The organism is Desulfitobacterium sp. LBE (assembly GCF_007830365.1).
GTDB lineage: Bacteria > Bacillota > Desulfitobacteriia > Desulfitobacteriales > Desulfitobacteriaceae > Desulfitobacterium > Desulfitobacterium hafniense.
Genome location: NZ_VLKD01000001.1, coordinates 881,868 through 901,726, shown reverse-complemented (window position 1 = coordinate 901,726; position 19,859 = coordinate 881,868). Strand labels below are relative to the sequence as shown.

The window sequence follows — 19,859 nt, the reverse complement described above, 5'->3', positions numbered from 1 at the left end:
ATTTGGGGAATGAGAAGGAGAGTACTACCTATGCCACAGGGGCGGCTCTTTTGCTGGATTCTTTGGTCCAGGAAGGAGTAGAGGTCATGTTTGGGTATCCCGGCGGAGCTGTTTTGCCCATCTATGATGCCCTGATCAACAGCCCGATCCGGCATCTGCTGCCCCGGCATGAGCAGACTGCCATTCATGCCGCCGACGCCTTTGCCCGGGTCAGCGGCAAAGTAGGGGTTTGCCTGGCCACTTCCGGACCGGGAGCAACGAATTTAGTCACAGGGATTGCCAATGCCTATATGGATTCCATACCCGTTGTGATCTTAACCGGGCAAGTCCCCACCAGCCTTTTGGGGACGGATTCCTTCCAAGAGGTGGATATCACAGGGATTACCCTTCCCATCACCAAACATTCTTATCTGGTCAAGGACCCGCGGCAGATCCCGCGGATTGTCAAGGAAGCTTTTTATATTGCCAGCACAGGACGTCCCGGCCCCGTCTTAATCGACTTGCCCAAAAACGTTCTGGCCGCAACGGATGTCCGCCCGGCCCCGGCAGAATTGAATCTGAAAAGCTATAAATACTTTACCAAGGGGAATGCCGGGCAGATCGAAGAAGCAGCCCGGGTCATCGCCCAATCCCAGCGGCCGGTTCTCTATGCCGGGGGAGGAGTGATCACGGCCGGAGCCAGTGAAATCCTTCAGCAAGTCGTGGAAAGGGCCAACCTTCCGGTGGTCACTACCCTGATGGGGATAGGAAGCCTGCCCACAAACCACCCCAATGTTTTGGGGATGGTAGGGATGCACGGAACCGTGACGGCAAATTATGCAGTAGATGATTGTGATCTGCTGATTGCTATAGGGGTCCGCTTCGACGACCGGGTCACCAGCGGTTTAGGCCATCGTTTTGCCACGAAAGCCAAAATCATTCATATCGACATTGATCCCGCCGAAATCGGCAAAGTTGCAAGAACCAAGGTCCCCATTGTCGGCAATGCCAAATTGGTTTTGGAAGAGCTTCTCTCTAAAGTCAGCAAACCGGAAATTTCTCCTTGGTGGGAGCAAATCCGCTTGTGGCAGGAAGAAAAACTCAAGACCGATAATCCCAATCTTAATCCTCAGGTGATTATTGAGACCCTGGGCGAAATTGCCGGAGAAGAAACCATCGTCACCACCGATGTGGGCCAGCATCAGATGTGGGCAGCCCAAGGCTATCCGGTTCCAGCTCCCCGGCATTTTATCACCAGCGGCGGTCTGGGCACCATGGGTTTTGGATTGCCTGCAGCTCTCGGAGCTCAAGTCGCTGCTCCTGAAAGCACCGTTTTTCTGGTTACAGGGGACGGCTCCTTCCAGATGAGCATTCAGGAGCTGGCTACCGCCGTGCAATACCAGCTTCCGGTAAAGATTATCCTCATGAATAACGGGGTTTTAGGTATGGTGCGCCAGCTGCAAATGGTCTTTTGCGATGAGCGTTATAGTCAGATTCAGCTTACCGCCAACCCGGATTTTATCAAGATTGCCGAAGCTTACGGCATTCGCGGAATTCGCGTTACGGAGACTTCCGAAGTCCGCAACGCTCTCTTGGAAGCTATTAATCATCCCGGTCCGGTTCTCATGGATTTCATTATATCCGAAGATGAAGTGGTCTCCCCGATGGTTCCCCCAGGGAAGGGACTCACAGAAATGTTGGGGTGGTGAGGAAAATGCTGCATACTTTAGCGGTTCTTGTCGAAAATAACCCTGGTGTATTGACCAGAGTGGCCGGATTGTTCGCCCGGCGGGCCTACAATATCAACAGTCTCTCAGTGTGTCAGACGGAGCATCCCGGCATTTCCCGGATGACCATCGTCGTCGATGGGGATGATACAGTGATTGAGCAGGTTTCCAAACAGCTGCATAAGCTGGTGGTGGTCCATAAAGTAACAGACCTGACCAATGAGACGGTGGTGGATCGGGAGCTGGCTTTAATCCGCATCAAGGTGAAAGCGGATACCCGCCTGGAAGTCCTGCAAATCGTGGACGTTTTCCGGGGCCGGGTAGTGGATATGGGACGAAGCAACCTGACCGTAGAACTCACCGGGGACGAAGAAAAAATCGATGCCTTCGTGAAAACCATACGCCCCTTTGGGCTGATGGAACTGGTGAGGACTGGGAAGATTGCTATAACCCGTTTGGAAAGCTAATCAGACTGTCTTTATCTAAATATTTCTAATATACAGAGTTGTTATAAAACCGCCTAAGTTGCCGTTTTCTGTTGTACAACAGGATTCTTTGTGCTATCATGAGATAGTACATCACATCCGTACATTTCACTATTTTAGAAATGCGGCTTAGGCTGGCAAAACATTATATTAATAAGGTAATCCTCAGGTTAAAAGGTAATCTTCAGGGGATTCAAAAAGGAGCGTTTTATCATGGCAAAAATGTATTATGATTCTGATGCAAGCTTGGAATTACTCCAAGGCAAAACCATTGCAGTGATGGGTTATGGGAGCCAAGGTCATGCTCAGGCTCAGAACTTAAAAGATTCCGGTCTCAATGTGGTCATCGGTCTTCGTGCCGATTCCCGCCGCTGGAAACAAGCTGAAGCAGCCGGTTTGAAAGTTGCAACTGTGGCTGAAGCTGCAGCTCAAGCCGATCTGATTCAGATCCTTCTCCCTGATGAGCGCCAGGCCTCCGTCTATGAGAAAGAAATCAAACCCCATCTTACAGCAGGCAAATGCTTGGTGTTCTCCCACGGCTTTAATATTCATTTTGGTCAGATTGTACCTCCCGCTGATGTGGATGTTTTCATGGTCGCTCCCAAAAGCCCCGGACATCTGGTGCGCAGAACCTATGAAGAAGGAGCCGGCGTACCCGGATTGATAGCCGTTCACCAGGATGCCAGCGGCCGTGCTTATGATCTGGCCTTGGCTTATGCCAAAGGAATCGGCTGTACCCGGGCCGGAGTTCTGGAGACCACCTTCAAGGAAGAAACGGAAACCGACCTCTTTGGTGAGCAGGCCGTACTTTGCGGCGGGGTATCCGAATTGATCCGAGCAGGCTTTGATACCTTAGTGGAAGCCGGCTACCAGCCGGAGAGCGCTTATTTTGAGTGCTTGCATGAATTGAAGCTGATTGTCGACCTCATCTATGAAGGCGGCATCAGCCGGATGCGTTATTCCATCTCCGACACCGCTGAGTATGGGGATATGATGATCGGTAAACGCATCATCACCGATGAAACCCGCAAAGAAATGAAAAAAGTCCTGGCGGAAATCCAGGATGGCACCTTTGCCAAGAACTGGCTCTTAGAGAACCAAATCAACCGCCCCTCCTTTAATGCTATCGAGCGTAAAGACGCCGAGCATCCTATCGAAAAAGTGGGAGCTGAGCTTCGTGCCATGATGCCCTTTATTAAGAAGCCCGGTGAATAATCCTACATGAATCTCCTTCGGGGGAAAGTCTCCTTCAGCGACCCGGACCTTTAGCCGTCTCCCACCCCAACCACCACAGCTCACCTTTCTCCCGGAAAGAGTTTGACCCGACCCACGGAGCGTTACGAAATTTATTTGCTCATTGCATCAAACTTGTTTATCAGATAATGACATGCGCTTTGTTTGTAATGACAAAGCGCATGGTTCTATATAAGTGGTTCTATACAAGAGGAAAGGAAATGAGAGATATGGCAATGACCATCACTGAGAAAATTCTTGCCGAGCATGCCGGTCTGGATAAGGTGGTACCCGGTCAATTGATTACCGCCCAGCTGGACCTGGCCTTGGCCAATGATATAACCGGTCCGGTCTCCATCCGGGAATTTGAGAAGTTTGGTGTGGAAACCGTTTGGGATAAGACCAAGGTCGCCTTGGTTCCCGACCACTTTACCCCCAACAAAGACATCGCTTCTGCAGAATTAAGCAAAGCTTTAAGAGAATTTGCCAAAAAACAAGGGATTGTTCATTATTGGGAGCAGGGAAGAGTGGGTGTTGAGCACTGTCTTCTTCCTGAGCAAGGCGTGACCCTGCCCGGTGATGTGATCATCGGCGCCGATTCCCATACCTGCACCTACGGCGCTTTGGGTGCTTTTGCAACAGGAGTGGGCAGCACAGATTTAGCCGCCGGCATGGCTACCGGGGAAGCCTGGTTCAGAATTCCGGAATCCATAAAATTCATATTTAAAGGAACGAACTTCCAGCCCTGGGTCAGCGGTAAAGATTTGATTCTTTACACCATCGGCAAAATCGGGGTGGACGGCGCCCGCTACCGGGCCATGGAATTCACCGGGGAAGGTATCGCCGCCTTGTCCATGGACGGCCGTTTAACCATGTGCAATATGGCTGTGGAAGCGGGAGCCAAGAACGGTATTATCCCTCCCGACGAAAAGACCCTGGCTTATGTGAATGAACGGGCCAAACGCCCTTATAAAGTCTATCACAGCGATCCCGATGCTCAGTATGTGGAAGTCTATGAATGGGATGTGGCAGATATTCCTTTGCAAGTGGCTTTTCCTCATCTGCCGGAGAACGCCAGACCCGTCAGTGAAGGGAAAGGAATTAAAATCGATCAAGTGGTCATCGGTTCCTGTACTAATGGCCGTCTGGAAGATATGCAAGTGGCGGCTCAGATCCTCAAGGGCCAAAAAGTCCATGGGGATGTACGCTTAATTGTCATACCCGGAACTCAGGATATTTATAAGCAAGCCATGCAGGAAGGACTGATCGATATCTTTATCGATGCGGGAGCTGTGGTCAGCACTCCTACCTGCGGACCTTGCTTGGGCGGATATATGGGAATTCTGGCCAAAGGGGAGCGGGCGCTTTCCACCACCAACCGGAACTTTGTCGGACGGATGGGACATCCGGAAAGTGAAGTCTATCTGTCCGGACCGGCTGTAGCGGCAGCGTCGGCAGTGACCGGGGAAATCTCACATCCAGAGGAGGTGTTATAATGGCCAAGGCCTGGAAATTCGGAGATGATATCGACACCGATGTCATTATACCGGCACGCTATTTAAATCAAAACACTCCCGAGCATTTAGCGGCTCATTGCATGGAAGACGCCGACACCAATTTTGCCAAAGAGGTAAAGCCCGGAGATGTGATCATCGGCGGCAAAAACTTTGGCTGCGGTTCTTCCCGGGAACATGCTCCGGTAGCCATTAAGGCGGCAGGAGTAAAAGCGGTCATCGCCGATTCTTATGCCCGGATTTTTTACCGGAACTCCCTTAACATCGGTATGCCTATTCTGGAATGCCCTGAGGCAGTTCAAGGAATCGAAGCAGGGGATGAGGTCTCTGTGGATTTGGAGACCGGAAAGATCGTTAATCTGACCAGAAATACTGAGTTTGAAGCCCGGCCTTTCCCACCCTTTATGCAGGATCTGATCAAAGCAGGGGGACTTATTCCATATGTGAAGGGGAGACAAGAACATGCCTAAAATTGCAGTATTGCCCGGCGATGGCATCGGGCAGGAAATTATTCCCCAGGCCGTACGGGTGCTGAAAGCAGTCTTGGCTGAAACGGATGCTGACTTTGAATTCCAGGACTATCCCGTCGGGGGAGCGGCCATCGAATTGGTGGGGAAAGCCCTGCCGGATGAGACCTTGCAGGGTTGCCGGGAAGCTGACGCGGTTCTGTTAGGTGCCGTAGGGGGACATCAATGGGATCATCTCCCTGCCTCGGAACGTCCGGAAACAGCGGCTCTTTTAGGTCTGCGCAAAGGGCTGAACTTCTATGCCAATATCCGCCCTGTGCGCATGATTCCCAGCCTGCTGGCCACTTCTACCCTTAAAGAGAACGTGCTGGACGGGGTGGATATGGTGGTTATCCGGGAATTGACCGGAGGGGTTTATTTCGGGGAAAAAGGCCGTTCAGATAACCCTCGTTCAGCATACGATAAGATGACCTATTCAGAAGAAGAGATTCGGCGCATCCTGATCCAAGGCTTTGAGACAGCTATGCTCCGCAGCAAAAAGCTTTGCTCCGTGGATAAGGCCAATGTTCTGGAAACCTCCCGCCTTTGGAGAGAGATAGCCAATGAATTAGCTAAAGAGTATCCTGAAGTGGAGCTCACGCATATGTATGTGGATAATGCGGCCATGCAATTGGTCCGCAACCCCAAGCAATTCGATGTCATCGTCACGGAGAACATGTTCGGGGATATTCTCACCGATCTGGCCTCCATGTTGGGCGGCTCCATCGGTATGCTCTCCTCAGCAAGCTTGAGCGGCACCCAGGGGATGTATGAACCGGCTCATGGTTCTGCCCCCGATATCGCCGGTAAGAACCTGGCTAATCCTCTGGCCACTATTCTTTCCGCAGCTTTGATGCTTCGCTATTCTTTTGGTATGGAGGCCGAAGCATTACGCATTGAGAGCGCTGTGGAAAAGGTCCTGGAGCAAGGGTATCGGACCGGGGATCTGGCCCAGGCAGGGGATAAGGTTGTGAGAACGATAGAGATGGGCGATGCAGTGCTGGCTGCACTGTAAAGCTTATTTAGTACCTTTTGCCGACAAAGAAGTTATAAAACAAACTTCCATATCTCCATATCAATATAATATGCTCACCGCAAAGCCCCAGGGTCATTATCCCTGGGGCTTTCGATTCACCTCGGATTTACCCCGGTTCGCTTGTGCTTCGTCCGTCGTTGGCCCCTTAGCTTCATTTACATGCGCATAGCCATGGGGAGGATAAACAGACCGACATTGACAATCCCCAGAATAACACTTAGTACCGCGAAAGGCATAAAGCTGGCAAAAGTTTTTCCTTCTGCTGCAAAATTGTATTTCGAGATTCGATAAGCTGTATAGATTGATCCCAGGGTACCCAGTCCAATTAAACCAAACTGAAGTATTTGAATGGTTGAATTACTGAAGATAGCAGCTGAAGCACCGTGAGTTTCAACTCCGAATAAGGCCAGGAAGGTGAAGATGATCGACTTGCCTTCAGCCAGAAGATGAAACAGATTGTGGGCAATGTGCCCGGCTAGATCCAATGGTATCAGAGAATAGCCAAAGATAGCAAAGTTTTGGATAGTGCTTTTCTTGTTGGAGAGTTTAGCAAAGTAGCTGCTGGCAAATAATGCAAATACCGGAATGGCCATAGCAATAATAAAGGTGATGGTAAAGGTTACAAAGTAATTATCTGTTCCAACAAAGTTCTCCAGGGAAGCAAGCATCTTTTCCCAGACTTCCAGCATGGTAATATTCTGTACAAAAACAATTCCCATAATGATAATGGCTAAGAAAGATTCTTCAAATTTGGGTTTTTTAATAAACCATAATCCTTTGGTCGGGACACGGGTACTTAATTGAATCGAATCATTGGGACAGGTTTTAATACAATTGGCACAGAGATTGCATCTTGCCATGCTATCCATGGTACGGGGAAATTCAAACATGGGGCAGCCGGCAACTTTGCCATTTCCCTTATAACAGGATTGAGTCGTACATTGTGCACATTTTTCAGGAGTAGCATGAAGCTCAAGGGAACCCGACCGGGCATAGTTACCCGATAAGCCGCCGAGAAAACACAGATACCTGCACCAGGTACGTCGTTCGAAGAACGCTCCGCTGATTATCACACCCGTTGTGATGATAAGTAACAGTACACCCGAGCCTCTGGGGTTCTCAACGACCCCAAAAGTATGGTCCGCCCATGTGATTAGTATAAAGAAAATATCAATCAGCCAGATGCCATATTTCTTTAAAAATTTAGGAACAGGACGATTATTGCCGACAAATTTTTGTATCCAGTCGCTTACAGTGGCAAAAGGGCAAATAGCACACCAAAAACGTCCCAGAAGCAAAAAAATAATCGGGATCAACGGCCACCAGAGTACCCAGGTTCCTGCCGTACCGAAATTATCATGGGCCGAACCTGGTCCGGCCATAAGCTCAAAAACAATAAGTGCAAAAACGAATAAAACCGGCCACTGAATGATTCCTGGAAACCACCGGCTCTTAAGCATAGCTTTGATTATCTTATGATCAAGCAAATTCTTTTTGGGTAAACCCGGATGTCTGACTGGATCTGCTTTTTTATTGACTGCCATCAATTTTACTCCTTTACCTAGAAAATTTTATCACCTATTTCATAAACTTGAGAATTCCCGCGCTGACAATAACAAGTGAGTTAAGGCCTAAAAAGCCCCAAACCACAGGCCAATTAACCCCTACCGGCTCCTCTTCACCGTGTTCCTTGCCTTGAGTCTTTTCCGACTGGCCATGTCCGTCTTCCTCAGCTTTTTGCCCGTCTTCCTGCACATCCGGCTTATCCATATCCATGTCATGGGAGGTTTCATTTAAGTCTATATCCGTTGAATTGCTATCAATCGAGCCGCCTTTCATACCGGCCATTCCCACGGTAATACGGTCATTTGCTTCAGCCGGGGATTGAGCTTGTGCTGCTGCTCGTGCGACGACTTGTACGGTGCTTTGACTTGCCGCGAAAGTCACTTCCTCAGCTATGGCTACAGAGGCAAATGGAAACAACAGCACTAAGCTTATCCCTCCAATCAGAATCCTTTTTTTCTTCAAAACTAATTCCTCCGATCAAAATAATAGGAAATACAAGTGGAATTTTATCTTAATAATTTGATTTTCTTGTAAATATCCTATGACTTTTTAATGAAGAGAGGATTTGAGGAATTAAAACCAGGAATGAATACTTAAACTTGCGTGGTGCAGATGCATTCAATGGCATGGAAGTTTACCAATTATGGTTTTTATTGGCTAAGCAGAATTGAATATTTCACTCGCTAAAAGCACATTATAATGTCGAAGGGTACGTAATGGTTGAGCCAAGATTTATATGTGCTTCGTAATAGGGGTATATATAGGTCGGTCAAAGATGATTTATAGGCGTCCGTTTATAAATTGTCGGAGAGAAGATTTTTGTGGGTAGGGAAAAGCTTTTCGTTAGTCGACTAACCTTGATTAACTAAGGGTTCCAACTTATCTGCTTAGGTCGAGCTAAGATCATGCTGGGTTTTGGAAGATTTTTTATATATAGAGATACACTCCAAAGGTGCATTGCTATATATAAATTTTTCGGTCTAGTTTAGCCGTAAGGTTAAATTAGGCTGGGTAGATATCCAGTATGGTCGAACGAACCATCATTTGGGGTGGCGATTCTGCTTAGCCATAGTCGCAAGATTATGTTTGGGTAATAAGTTATCTCACTTGGTGCAAGGTAGATCATTGCGTGCTCTTCTTAAAACCTTTTCCATTCTATCTATTTAGACATGGGGAGGGTTATTTATTTGCTCAATCTAGAGGGTTGAATGAACGAATTGATATTTAGGAATACTGATGAATTTGAAAAGGGGGGGATTTAGGATGAGCGACAAAAGTAAGAAAACCAAAAAGAATGCCAAGCAATCGGAAAAACAAAATAATTCAGGAGAGTAGTCAAATCTTACTCTAAAAACAAATACTCCATAGTCCCCGCTGCATGTCCCAAAACACGACAACGTTGTCGCGTTTTGGGACATCTTAGTATGAGCTCATTAAGGTGTTTTTCCTACAAATATATGTTAGCTATTGATTTTATTACGTTTAGTGATATAATTTATATTACAGTAAACGTAATAAGGAAGGGGAGCGATTTCTATCAGAGACAATATCAAAGGCGGTGCGCTGACAGAAACAACATTTCTTGTCTTACTGGCTGTCTATCAACCCAACCACGGATACGGTATTATGCGGTTTATTGAAACTGCGACCAAAGGGCGGGTCACTCTGGGTGCAGGCACCTTATATGGCGCTATCAATGCTTTGGTAAAGAAGCAATGGATCGCACCTTATGGTGATGAAGCGGACGGCAAGAAAAAGGCGTATATCATCACCAACACCGGAAAACAGAAAGTGGCAGAAGAGTTGAGACGTATGGACGAAGTCCTGCGGTTGGCATCCACAATAATAAGGGAGGATGAGGATCAATGAGCAAAACCTTCTTTCGTTACTTTTTTGATTTTTTAGACGGACAGGAGAAATGGTTGAACAGCATGGCCGGGCGCGGCTACCGGTTAAAGAAATGCGGCAGGATAGCCTATACTTTCGACCAGTGCCAACCAAATGAATATGAATATGCCGTTGAGTTTGTCGGGGAGAAAGCCTATACCAAAGCCAAAGCTTATCGTGAATATCTTGAAAGCATGGGTTTTCGTACCTTTACCAAAAACATCAATCTCAATTATTCATTAGGGAAAGTAAGGTGGCGGCCCTATGGGAAGGGCATGGGGCAGATTGCCACAGCGCCTGGAGGGTACAACAAAGAGCTTTTGATTTTGGAAAAAAAGAGGGATGGCCAACCCTTTGAGTTGCATACCGATGTGAGTGATACATTGCATACTTACAAGAATGTTGTGTACGCTTATGCTTGGACTGTTCTTTTGCTGCTTGGGCTGGTTGCCATAACCTTTATCCCCAATGTATCGTCAATGTCTGGTACTATGACATGGGTGTTCAGAATGCTCCTGGCCGGCCTTGGCGTTTTGTTTATTATCCCGGCGATAAGCTATGCTTCATTAGTCGGCAGATTAAAAGAGGAAAGCAAACTGTTCGAATAGGAAGGGCTTGGCGGCTTTGGCCATAATGGCAAAGAGGTGGGCATATGAAAATAGACCGTCTGATCGGAATCATTACAATCCTTTTGCAAAAAGAAAGAGCAACGATTCCACAGCTGGCGGAGCGATTTGAGGTTTCATGCAGGACTATCCAGCGTGATATTGATGCTATAGGTCAAGCCGGTATTCCTATTGTATCCAGGCAAGGATATGGCGGGGGGCTTTCCATCGCGGATGGCTATAAACTTGATAAAACCGTCCTTACCAAAAAAGAATTGCAAGCGATCTTAACAGGTATCAGGAGCATTGACAGCATTTCCAAAACCACATATGGACAAACCCTTATCGAGAAATTCGCCAACGGAAAAGCGGCTGTTTTAGCTGAACAGGACATGATTTTAATTGATTTGGCATCATGGTATCAGGACAGCCTCTCAGATAAAATAGAACAACTTAGACAGGCGATCTTTAATCGGGAAAAGGTATTTTTCGTGTACTATTCAGATAAAGGTGAAAGTGAACGTTTGATCGAACCCTATCTTATCCTCTTCAAATGGGCGGCCTGGTATGTCTATGGTTATTGCCTTACGAAAAACGAATATCGGCTTTTTAAATTAAATCGTTTATGGAAACTAAAAAACACCAACCTTACTTATATCCCACGAAATATTCCGGAAGGAAAATTGGAATTTGAGCGATATTTTCAAACAGAAGAAATCAGACTGACAGCCCTGTTTGACGCAAGAGCGAAATACCGATTGATAGAAGAATATGGACCGGAATGTTTTACTGTTTCCGAACCTGATAAACTGTTGTTTCAACGATCGTTTTCTAATCCAGAGTATTTGCTGCAATGGCTCTTGAGTTTCGGAGATAGGGTGAGAGTGATCGAGCCCCCCGAATTAAAGGCAAACATCCAGGAACATGCCAAAAATATGCTGAGGCAAGATGACTAACAAGACATACTGCTGTCCGGTTACTGCTGTTATATTGTGTTTAGAAGGAGGGATGAAAAATGCTTAAACTAGATGCAATCGGCCTATTTGTAAAGGATATGGAAACAATGGTTTCTTTCTATCGGGATGTGATGGGCATGAAAACAGATTGGGCGGGAGAAGCCAATGCTGAGTTGTATTCCGGCGAATTCCGGTTAATCATGTTCAGCAGAAAAGACTTTGAGGAAATGACATCAAAAAGCTATACCTATCCCACTGGATTAAACGGTACGGTAGAATTGGCCTTTGATGTTGCTGATTTTGCCGAAGTCGATACTGAGTATGCAAGAATCGTAAACGCCGGGGCTACGCCGGTATTTCCTCCTACGGATGAACCGTGGGGGCAAAGGACCAGTTATGTTGCTGACCCGGATGGAAATTTGATTGAAATCTCCTCTTTTGTAAAGGCATAACTGAAAAAAACATAGTATCATTGCCAAGAATAAGAACCCCATGAATGTAACAGACAGCAAAACAGCCTAGCCAAAACCGGCCAGGCTGTTTTGCTGTAGAAATATTTCTTTAATCAGGAGTGTGGATGCTAAGCCACCCTCTCTTTTTTTGCGTTAACCGGGCAGATGTTGTTGCCTGACAACTCCTTAGAATTTGGCCGGTTTATAATTTACATAAAGCAAATTTTCAGTTTAAAATGTTTCGGTGCTTAATTCAAAGCCCTCAAGATTGACGGTCTCATCAATTTCAATCAGCAAATACCGTTTGCCGTCCCGCTTGACCTGTTTGATATAGCGTAAATCCTGAGGGTTTACAGAAATACTCACGGTGTTGTTCTCGATTTTCAGGGATTTTCCCTTAAAGTTAGGTGCGATATTGGCCGCCTTAAATTCGTATTTCTCCGTACCCGTAACCTTCAGGAAAGCGGTTTCCAGTCCCTGGGTGTTGCCCACCCCGCTGGCCTGAAGAATTTTTTCCATATCCTTTACCCCAACACTGGCTGCTTCAGGGTTTTCCTCTTCTTCATTCCTGGTGATCAGGGTGTTGAGATTTTCATAGATATCAGCGATCTTCTCCGCTTCGATTTCTTTTCCCGCCACTTCCTGAACGATCTCCAGGAATTGCTCCTTTTCCGTTTGTGCCGTCCTCTGAAAATCGCATCCCAACACTTGGGAGAGAAACTCCGGGTTGGGGGCATTGGCTTTGCTGGAATAATAAACCACTTTATTCACATCCGCCGCATCATCATGCCAGGCCGGGAACATAAACCCATCCAAAGGAGCCGATAGATTGATGGTTACATCCATGGGGATATCGGCTTTGAACACCCTGTCCTCAAAATCGAATTTAAGAGCGGTCTTGGGAAGCATGACGGGATTAATACTCCCCATGAAAAATTCAAAGGAAAACACCACGTCATCCAGCCCTGAATCATCCCCGGCAGAGCTTCTTTTCGAGGGCTTATAGACCTCACCCCGTAAAAAGGTCAGCATATAATCCCCTTCATAATGGCAGTTTTCAATAATTCTATGAGCGATTTCTTCAGTTCCCTTAGCGAAATGATGGGGTTGTAAGGTTTCGATGAGCGCCCTTTGGTTGGGATTTTGCCCCAATTTGTTATCGGTAAATTCCAGCTCAAAAACTTTAGCATCAAGAGGCCCGGTGAGGAGTTTCTTAAAATTCTTAAGATAGAGATCCTGCTTTTGGGCATCCATTCTTTCGAAATACTCTTTTTCGATGCCGATGACCTGCTTTAAATCCCCTTTGACATAAATGCTCACGACTTCGGCGATCTTTAGTTTCGTATTATCCACTTTAAATTCTTTGCGGATACTTGCTACATCATTCTTATTCATCTCGATTGCTCCTTCTGTTTAGCACTCCTATAAAGGTAGCAAATTTTAGGGATTCTAGTCAATAGTCACCTTATCATGGGGGAACAAAGAAGCACCTCTCAGTCTGTGACAGTGGTATGCACAGACCAGGAGGTGCTCAGCGTTAATCTTTCTCATCAAACTCTGCTTCATACTTATGGGCTTTGTGCCGATTGTATCCGTTGGCAATAAAGTAAACAACAACGAACAGGACCATAAACAAAACCAGGAAAAGGACTGGCTTATGAAAATCGACGATAGTGGAGCGGTTTAACATGCTGAAAACAGACAAAGCGGCTGTAATCAGCAAGATTGCAGCAACGAACAAGAGATTATGACGATATTGCTTACTGCCGGGAGAGCTATAGAGGCTGATCTTCATGGTATGCATACGGATAAACTGATAAAGGGGAAAGAGGATCAGGATCAGATATTCCGTGAGGCATTCAGCAAGACTCATGTCAAAGGCTAAGGTTTTGACAAGAAAAGATAAGACTATGGCCAGATAGGTGATCACAGCCAGTTCACTGCGAACTTTATTCTGGGCTTGTTGGATTCGTTCATCTTTCATTTTTATCATCCTCCCAAAAAAGGTCATTTAAGGTTTTGCCAAGCGCTTTACAAATGGCTATGCATAACTGCAAAGATGGGTTGAATTTACCTGCTTCAATCATGCCGATGGTCTGGCGCGTTACCCCCACGGCTGTGGCCAATTGTTCCTGGGACATATCCAAGCCGGCACGTGCCGCTTTTAAGCGAAGATTCTTCAATAGTCACTCCCCCTTTAATACATATAGTATAGTAAAATAATCTTAATGTCAAATATATATTGCATTATAGTAAGTCAAAGTCAATTAAAGAAGAAAGAAATTCGATGTTCAATTAAAGAATTAAAGTAAAGGTAAAGACTTTAAGAAAGGCTGAAAAGAGAAAAGAAAAAGATCCAGTGACCTAGGACGGCTGGATCTCCAGAATATTATCGAAGCCCAAGAGGGCTATTATCAAGATAGAGCAATGCCTTTTGTACTATAGATGGAGCCTTGAATGTCTAGTTGCTTTGAAAGAACGTCAGGCTATCCGCAGTAATTTTGCTGAGGAAAATCCCAACGGGCAGCAACACCAGCCCTAAAAACCATTGTTGTGTCAAGAGGGTGACCGCCAACCCCAAAAAGATAAGCCCGGGACAAATGAAGAAAAAGAGGAACCGGCCGGCGGCTTTTTGCTTTATTTTCCGGTCCAGGACAAATAAGGAGACGAAGGGAGAGTTGATCCACTCAAGCCACTGTAGTTTTCCCAGGGAGGCCAAAAAGAAGATGGCCCCACCCCAGAGGATCCATTGCCATAGAGAAGGCAAGATGGTGAGAAAAGCTCCATAGATACCCACGACTTGCAGATAAAAGAGCATATTGGAACGGTGGCGCAAAAATCCCTTGAGGCCAATTTCGGTTAGGACTTTATCAGCACTTCGTTCTTTAAAGAGCCGGCCGGAGTTTTTAAACAGCCAGGGATGCTTTTTTAAGCGTATTGGCTTTTTGGTATAGGTCCCCATGTATTTCAAGAACACATTGGCAAATTTCATTTTTTCGGTTTGAGCCAGGGAAATATCTTTAAGTAAGGTGGCTGGCAGAGACAGCCTGTAAAAGATCAGCAGGATCAGCAGCAGAAGGAGAAGGAAGGTGAGCAGAAAATAAAGGGGCCGGTTGCCTATAGAAGCAAGGGCTGCCCAAAAGAGAGCCGTATAAAACCCGAGCAAGGGGATCTGGGCCAGAATGTAGCGCCAGCCTTCCCAGCGATGCTGAAGGCATTGCTTGAAGAGACCAGAGTTGATGCGGCAAATCAAGAGGAGGAGAAAGAACCAAAAGAAACCGGCCAGATCGACATGATGGACAGCCAGCAGAAAAGGTGCACAGAGAAAAGCCAGCAAACCGGTGATGAGGAGATTGGCTAAGATCTGAAAAGCGATGCTGTAGGCCACGAGCCCCTTGAGCCAGGAACGGTGCTGAAAGAGGAAGAGCTGATCTGCTTCTTCCACAAAGATTCGTAAGGTGCCTGACCGGCAAAACACCACAGCAATGGGCAAAAGGATGGTCAAAGGCAAAGCGAAAAAGAGGGAAGGGGGTTCCTGCCACCAGTCCACATAGGTATCCAGGAAAAGAGCTAAGCCGGGGATGACGATATAGAGGGCTACGATCCAATCCACCACCAGCTTCCAAATAGAATATTGAAATTTCCAGTCGGCAAAAAGGCGATGCCGGAAAAGACGGTGGACATTGTTCATGGCTGTATCTCCAGGAGGTTGATAAAGCAGTCGAAGAGAGAGCCTTCCGGCAAGCGGCTCTGCCGGCGTATATCCTCCAGATTTCCCTGACTGATGATGGTTCCTTCATGAATAAGGATGAAAGAAGTGCAGATCTTTTCCGCCGTATCCAGGGAGTGGGTGGACATCAGGATACCCGCCCCATCCTGACGCACTTGGTCCACGAGCTGGAGAAAGTCCCGCATGCCGTGGGGATCCAAGCCAATGAAAGGCTCATCTACAATATATAAAGGAGGGCGCAGCAAAAAGCCGAGAATGAGCATGACTTTTTGCTGCATTCCTTTGGAAAAGGTGACAGGGAGTTGGTGTTTCTCCTTATGGAGGCGGAAGAGCTTCAGCAATTCTTCAACTCTGGGCACAAAGGTTTCCTGGCTCATTTTTCCCACGGCTGCGGCGAACTCTAAATGCTCCCACAAGGTGAGATTATCATAGAGGACCGGTTGTTCCGGAATATAGGCATAATGGGTGTGGGCATTCTCAAATTCAACCTTTCCCTCCAGATAAGGAAGCTGTCCCATAATCGCCTTGAGGATCGTGCTTTTTCCCGCACCGTTAGGCCCAATTAATCCGACAAGCTCACCGGGCTTTACCTCAAAGGAAATATCCTTGAGGATGAGGTCCTTCTTTAGGTATCCGCCGGACGTGATGTTGGCTTGAACTAAATTCAATCTCGGCACAGCCTCCTTTCTTTGGCTTCACTTATTTAGTTTAACTCGAAAAGCTCTCGCAATTCCTCCTCCGTCAATTTCGAGAGCATAGTTTCACCGGGTTGGATGACGGAATCAATGAGCTTTTTCTTTTTAGCTTGCAGGGCGTTGACTTTTTCCTCAATAGTCCCTTGGGTGAGGAGCTTAATCACTTGGACAGAATTCTGCTGTCCAATGCGATGGGCCCGGTCTGTAGCCTGATCTTCAACAGCCGGATTCCACCAGGGGTCGAAATGAATTACGGTGTCGGCACCGGTCAGATTTAACCCCGTTCCACCGGCTTTTAAGGAGATCAGGAAAACCTGACCCTCGCCGTTATTGAACGAAGCGGCCATACGTGAACGTTCAAGAGCTTTTGTGGACCCACTGAGATAAAAATAGTCGATGTTTTCAGAGTGGAGATACTCCCCGATGATATCCAGCATGGAGGTAAACTGGGAAAAAACCAGCACCCGGTGGCCGCCGGCTAAACTATCCTCTAAGAGTTCCTGGAAGAGGAGCATTTTTCCGCTTTCCCCCGTATAATTGTCGATGAACATTCCCGGATGGGAACAGATCTGCCTTAGTCTGGTTAAGGCAGCGAGAATTTGGATCTGGCTTTTGGCAAAACCATGAGTGGCAAGTTCTTGAGCAATCTGGCTTTTGGTCTGCTGAAGATAGGCCAGATAGATTTTGCGCTGCTCCTCGGTTAAGGCGGCTTTGATTTCCGTCTCGATCTTCGGGGGCAGTTCTTTCAGAACGTCTTTTTTAAGCCTGCGCAGGATAAAAGGCTTGATATGCCGGCTTAATTCCCTAAGGGCCAGGGGATCGCCGTCTTTAATGATCGGCGTGGAGTACTTTTTCTGAAATTCCTGGTGAGAGAGCAGATAGCCCGGCAGACAAAAATTAAAGAGGGACCAAAGTTCGGCAAGAGAATTTTCTATGGGCGTGCCGGTCAGGGCAAAATAACTCTTCGCTTTAATTCTCTGAACAGATTTGGCGTTCAAGGTCTGGGGATTCTTGATATTCTGAGCTTCATCCAGGAAGCAGTAGGAAAAGTCAACCTGGGCAAAGGTCTCGATATCCCGTCTGAGCAGAGCATAGGAGGTGACGACTAAATCAGCTTGAACGAGGCCCTTTAATTGCTCCTGGCGTTCTTGGGGTGAGCCATCGACCACCAGGATATGCAAGCCCGGCGCGAATTTTTCCCCTTCCGCCTGCCAGTTATAGATGAGAGAAGTGGGGGCAACCACCAGAGCAGGGGAGGAAAGCTTTTCGGACAAGATAAAGGCCAGGGTCTGCAAGGTTTTTCCCAGTCCCATATCATCGGCCAGAATGCCGCCCAGACCATAAGCAGCCAGGGTTTTAAGCCACCGGAATCCCGTCTTCTGGTAATCCCGCAGTACACTCATAAGGGATGGCGGCGGATCATATTCCCCGTCCTGGGGCTCAAGAATGCTTTGGACTAATTGTTTAAAGGCTTTATTGCGCTGAATTCCAGGTAAATTGGCTTGACGCAAAAAGCTGTCGATATACATGGCTCTGAACTTGGGAAGCCTTAGGGTCTGTTCGTTCAAATCCTCCCCCCTGAGGTTTAAATGCTCAAGAAACATGGCCATGGATTCCAGTTCAGGCTGCCTCAGGTCGAGAAAGGAGCCGTCCCGCAGCCGGTAATAGTTCCGCTTCACCTGCAAAGAATGAAAGATTTGGGTCAGCTCATCCCGGTCGATATCACTATATTGAAAGGATATCTCCAGCAGATCTGATGATTCATCCAAACGCACCCGGCCGGAAAAGCTGGTGGAGGTGCGAATGGTAAGCTTGAAGTCATCGGAATAGAAAGTTTCCGCACAATCCTGCAGCTGAGGAAGCCAGGTGGTAATAAAATCAAAGAGCTTTTCATCATCTTCCAAGCTTATTACCCCTTGAGAAACGATAAATTCTGCTTGCTCAAAGATCCCCAGTATTTTTCTTTCTCTCTCGATATTGCGGATAAGAATTTGCGAGTCAGCCGCCTCCTGGCGATTAGCCCCTGTTTGAGAGGTAAAGGGATTGATTATATGATCCCCGTAATGGAATTCCAGGCGGGCTCGGATGCCGTATTCACCCATCCTATCAAAATAGATCCTGGCCTGCAGTTCTTCCCGTACGAATTTTTCAGCCAGTTGGGGGTCGATGGCAACAGAACCCATCTGTTCGATAAGGGGTATCGCTTCAGAAGCAAAAAAATCTTTCTGATGATCTGGAAAGGTAAGGGTTTGGTGTTTTTTTCCCGACATAACTTTAATGAGGTTAGGCAGGTAGGACTGTTGCACGGGTGAGACCTGGTGGATATTCTGATCGTAAAGATAGTAGCGTCCATCATCGGTAAGCTGCAGGGGAAGCTTGCTTTGCAAAGCCAGAGTCAGGTCCTGTTCTTTAGACTGGACGGCAAAATCCAAGGGAATATCCTGGCGTATGATCTGGAGGGAGGGGGAAAGTTCAGGTAACCCGCCTCTTGAGGAGGTGAGGGCTAAAGAGAAGTGTTTAGCGCCTAAAGCATCAAAGAATTTGCCTAAGTAATATTCAGTCAAAACGAAAGGTTTTTGGCTGAAGGGGGATGCGTAGTGGAAGCTCCGCTGCTCATTGAAGGCTTCATATTGCTTTGACATTTCCTGAAGCATGTGGATAATGGTATGATCCTCATCACTGAAGGTGTGCAGGAAGGGATCATAGGTGAATTGCTTGCCGAATGTCAGTAGGTGTCCCCCTTGGACTGCGGCTAAGAACTCTTCTAAATTCTTTACAATATAAAGACGGTTTTGCCCTACCTTGATTTGCAGCTGAGCGTGGACCCGACGATGGATTTCTATTTGGAGTTCAAACTCAAGATTTAAAGTTTCGCGAACAGATTTGGGGTCGGGGTTCGCAAATAAGGCCATAAAATCAGCTACGGATTCTTTGACAACAGCCAATCTTGGCTGAGAACCGGTCAGCTTTCTTTGGACGGCTTTCAGGGCGGCTATCACATGTTTACAGGCTCCGGGATATTCGGCAAAGGCCGGACAAGTGCAATGACAGGAATGAATTGAACCATTTCTGCTCAGGATAATCTCAACCTCGTAAAGCCAGGTGCCCATGACGACGGCAGAAATCAGGTTTCTTTCCCCATCGTGAGACAATTGGCTTACCCTGCCCTTAAGGGCATAGGCCACTCCCAGCTCGTAGGCTTTTTTGCTGGAGGCCAGGGTGCGTATCTCCAGTTCGTTAATAATAGGAAAAGGCATGTTATGGATTCCTCCAAGTGTTTTAAGAACTATAGAAATAGCATACCTCAGCACACTTAAGCCAGTCAAATTAAATGGAAATTACGACAATGCAGTCACGGGAAGTTAACCGTCGGAAATGTGAGGAATATGAGGAATTAGAATTAGGTGGTACAGAGTACTGGATTATAACAAGGTGTTATGCTACAATAGATCTAATTTAATGAGGTATACTGCCGAGGAACGATCCAG

The 19,859-nt window shown here is 46.9% G+C and carries 18 protein-coding genes and 1 other annotated feature (1 of these 19 only partly in view); of the genes, 10 read left to right on the top strand and 8 right to left on the bottom strand.

Annotated elements, in window-relative coordinates; translation table 11 throughout:
- Positions 1–2 precede the first annotated feature (2 nt).
- The 6 genes from ilvB (at position 3) to leuB (ending at position 6,459) form a co-directional block, all read left to right on the top strand.
- Complete coding sequence (gene ilvB / locus DESLBE_RS04460) at positions 3–1,688, top strand: biosynthetic-type acetolactate synthase large subunit (RefSeq protein ID WP_005816732.1); 1,686 nt, start codon at positions 3–5, stop codon at positions 1,686–1,688.
- Between the two features lie 5 nt (positions 1,689–1,693).
- Entirely contained in the window at positions 1,694–2,173 is a 480-nt protein-coding gene (ilvN, locus tag DESLBE_RS04455) for an acetolactate synthase small subunit (protein WP_005816731.1), read from the top strand.
- A 231-nt stretch (positions 2,174–2,404) separates the two neighbouring features.
- A complete protein-coding gene (ilvC, locus tag DESLBE_RS04450; protein WP_005816729.1) occupies positions 2,405–3,406 on the top strand; it encodes a ketol-acid reductoisomerase in 1,002 nt (333 codons plus the stop codon).
- A 248-nt stretch (positions 3,407–3,654) separates the two neighbouring features.
- Complete coding sequence (gene leuC, locus DESLBE_RS04445; RefSeq protein ID WP_144678610.1) at positions 3,655–4,920, top strand: 3-isopropylmalate dehydratase large subunit; 1,266 nt, start codon at positions 3,655–3,657, stop codon at positions 4,918–4,920.
- Entirely contained in the window at positions 4,920–5,408 is a 489-nt protein-coding gene (gene leuD, locus DESLBE_RS04440; RefSeq protein WP_144675283.1) for a 3-isopropylmalate dehydratase small subunit, read from the top strand. The genes leuC and leuD overlap by 1 nt, the downstream gene beginning before the upstream one ends.
- Complete coding sequence (leuB, locus tag DESLBE_RS04435; protein ID WP_144675281.1) at positions 5,401–6,459, top strand: 3-isopropylmalate dehydrogenase; 1,059 nt, start codon at positions 5,401–5,403, stop codon at positions 6,457–6,459. The genes leuD and leuB overlap by 8 nt, the downstream gene beginning before the upstream one ends.
- Positions 6,460–6,635: 176 nt before the next feature.
- Here leuB and DESLBE_RS04430 read toward each other — a convergent pair whose 3' ends face one another.
- Together DESLBE_RS04430 and DESLBE_RS04425 are read right to left on the bottom strand one after the other, a co-directional pair.
- Positions 6,636–8,024: a 4Fe-4S binding protein gene (locus DESLBE_RS04430; protein ID WP_144675279.1), complete on the bottom strand. Its 1,389-nt coding sequence runs from the start codon at positions 8,022–8,024 to the stop codon at positions 6,636–6,638.
- Between the two features lie 34 nt (positions 8,025–8,058).
- Positions 8,059–8,508: a hypothetical protein gene (locus DESLBE_RS04425; RefSeq protein ID WP_144675277.1), complete on the bottom strand. Its 450-nt coding sequence runs from the start codon at positions 8,506–8,508 to the stop codon at positions 8,059–8,061.
- Between the two features lie 1,068 nt (positions 8,509–9,576).
- Between DESLBE_RS04425 and DESLBE_RS04420 the strand changes: the two genes are divergently transcribed.
- From DESLBE_RS04420 to DESLBE_RS04405, 4 genes are read left to right on the top strand one after another with little or no spacing between them, the layout of a single operon-like run.
- Positions 9,577–9,915, top strand: coding sequence for a helix-turn-helix transcriptional regulator (locus tag DESLBE_RS04420; protein ID WP_015944060.1), 339 nt, complete (start codon positions 9,577–9,579; stop codon positions 9,913–9,915).
- Complete coding sequence (locus DESLBE_RS04415) at positions 9,912–10,541, top strand: DUF2812 domain-containing protein (protein WP_005816714.1); 630 nt, start codon at positions 9,912–9,914, stop codon at positions 10,539–10,541. Before DESLBE_RS04420 ends, DESLBE_RS04415 begins: the two co-directional genes overlap by 4 nt.
- Positions 10,542–10,585: 44 nt before the next feature.
- Positions 10,586–11,494 carry a YafY family protein gene (locus tag DESLBE_RS04410; protein WP_015944061.1) on the top strand — a complete coding sequence of 303 codons (909 nt, stop codon included), beginning with the start codon at positions 10,586–10,588 and terminating at the stop codon, positions 11,492–11,494.
- Between the two features lie 59 nt (positions 11,495–11,553).
- On the top strand, positions 11,554–11,946 hold the full coding sequence (locus DESLBE_RS04405) for a VOC family protein (RefSeq protein ID WP_005816710.1): 393 nt from the start codon (positions 11,554–11,556) through the stop codon (positions 11,944–11,946).
- A 231-nt stretch (positions 11,947–12,177) separates the two neighbouring features.
- Here DESLBE_RS04405 and DESLBE_RS04400 read toward each other — a convergent pair whose 3' ends face one another.
- From DESLBE_RS04400 to DESLBE_RS04375, 6 genes are all read right to left on the bottom strand, one after another.
- On the bottom strand, positions 12,178–13,341 hold the full coding sequence (locus DESLBE_RS04400; protein ID WP_144675275.1) for a DUF4317 domain-containing protein: 1,164 nt from the start codon (positions 13,339–13,341) through the stop codon (positions 12,178–12,180).
- A 142-nt stretch (positions 13,342–13,483) separates the two neighbouring features.
- Positions 13,484–13,930 carry a DUF6773 family protein gene (locus DESLBE_RS04395; protein ID WP_005816706.1) on the bottom strand — a complete coding sequence of 149 codons (447 nt, stop codon included), beginning with the start codon at positions 13,928–13,930 and terminating at the stop codon, positions 13,484–13,486.
- Positions 13,920–14,129 (bottom strand): helix-turn-helix transcriptional regulator, encoded by a 210-nt coding sequence (locus tag DESLBE_RS04390; RefSeq protein ID WP_018212895.1) that lies wholly within the window; start codon positions 14,127–14,129, stop codon positions 13,920–13,922. The genes DESLBE_RS04395 and DESLBE_RS04390 overlap by 11 nt, the downstream gene beginning before the upstream one ends.
- 278 nt (positions 14,130–14,407) lie before the next feature.
- Positions 14,408–15,637 (bottom strand): ABC transporter permease, encoded by a 1,230-nt coding sequence (locus DESLBE_RS04385; protein WP_144675273.1) that lies wholly within the window; start codon positions 15,635–15,637, stop codon positions 14,408–14,410.
- The gene (locus DESLBE_RS04380) at positions 15,634–16,353 is read right to left on the bottom strand and encodes an ABC transporter ATP-binding protein (RefSeq protein WP_018307285.1); all 720 of its coding nucleotides are present in this window, start codon (positions 16,351–16,353) and stop codon (positions 15,634–15,636) included. Before DESLBE_RS04380 ends, DESLBE_RS04385 begins: the two co-directional genes overlap by 4 nt.
- 26 nt (positions 16,354–16,379) lie before the next feature.
- Positions 16,380–19,628, bottom strand: coding sequence for a DEAD/DEAH box helicase (locus DESLBE_RS04375; protein WP_144675271.1), 3,249 nt, complete (start codon positions 19,626–19,628; stop codon positions 16,380–16,382).
- 209 nt (positions 19,629–19,837) lie between these two features.
- Positions 19,838–19,859: a binding site (T-box leader), on the top strand; it runs 171 nt beyond the window's last position.

Coding starts and splice junctions, on each gene's coding strand:
- ilvN (WP_005816731.1), top strand. CDS start 1,694: ATGCTGCATACTTTAGCGGTTCTTGTCGAAAATAACCCTGGTGTATTG.
- ilvC (WP_005816729.1), top strand. CDS start 2,405: ATGGCAAAAATGTATTATGATTCTGATGCAAGCTTGGAATTACTCCAA.
- leuC (WP_144678610.1), top strand. CDS start 3,655: ATGGCAATGACCATCACTGAGAAAATTCTTGCCGAGCATGCCGGTCTG.
- leuD (WP_144675283.1), top strand. CDS start 4,920: ATGGCCAAGGCCTGGAAATTCGGAGATGATATCGACACCGATGTCATT.
- leuB (WP_144675281.1), top strand. CDS start 5,401: ATGCCTAAAATTGCAGTATTGCCCGGCGATGGCATCGGGCAGGAAATT.
- DESLBE_RS04430 (WP_144675279.1), bottom strand. CDS start 8,024: ATGGCAGTCAATAAAAAAGCAGATCCAGTCAGACATCCGGGTTTACCC.
- DESLBE_RS04415 (WP_005816714.1), top strand. CDS start 9,912: ATGAGCAAAACCTTCTTTCGTTACTTTTTTGATTTTTTAGACGGACAG.
- DESLBE_RS04410 (WP_015944061.1), top strand. CDS start 10,586: ATGAAAATAGACCGTCTGATCGGAATCATTACAATCCTTTTGCAAAAA.
- DESLBE_RS04405 (WP_005816710.1), top strand. CDS start 11,554: ATGCTTAAACTAGATGCAATCGGCCTATTTGTAAAGGATATGGAAACA.
- DESLBE_RS04400 (WP_144675275.1), bottom strand. CDS start 13,341: ATGAATAAGAATGATGTAGCAAGTATCCGCAAAGAATTTAAAGTGGAT.
- DESLBE_RS04395 (WP_005816706.1), bottom strand. CDS start 13,930: ATGAAAGATGAACGAATCCAACAAGCCCAGAATAAAGTTCGCAGTGAA.
- DESLBE_RS04385 (WP_144675273.1), bottom strand. CDS start 15,637: ATGAACAATGTCCACCGTCTTTTCCGGCATCGCCTTTTTGCCGACTGG.
- DESLBE_RS04375 (WP_144675271.1), bottom strand. CDS start 19,628: ATGCCTTTTCCTATTATTAACGAACTGGAGATACGCACCCTGGCCTCC.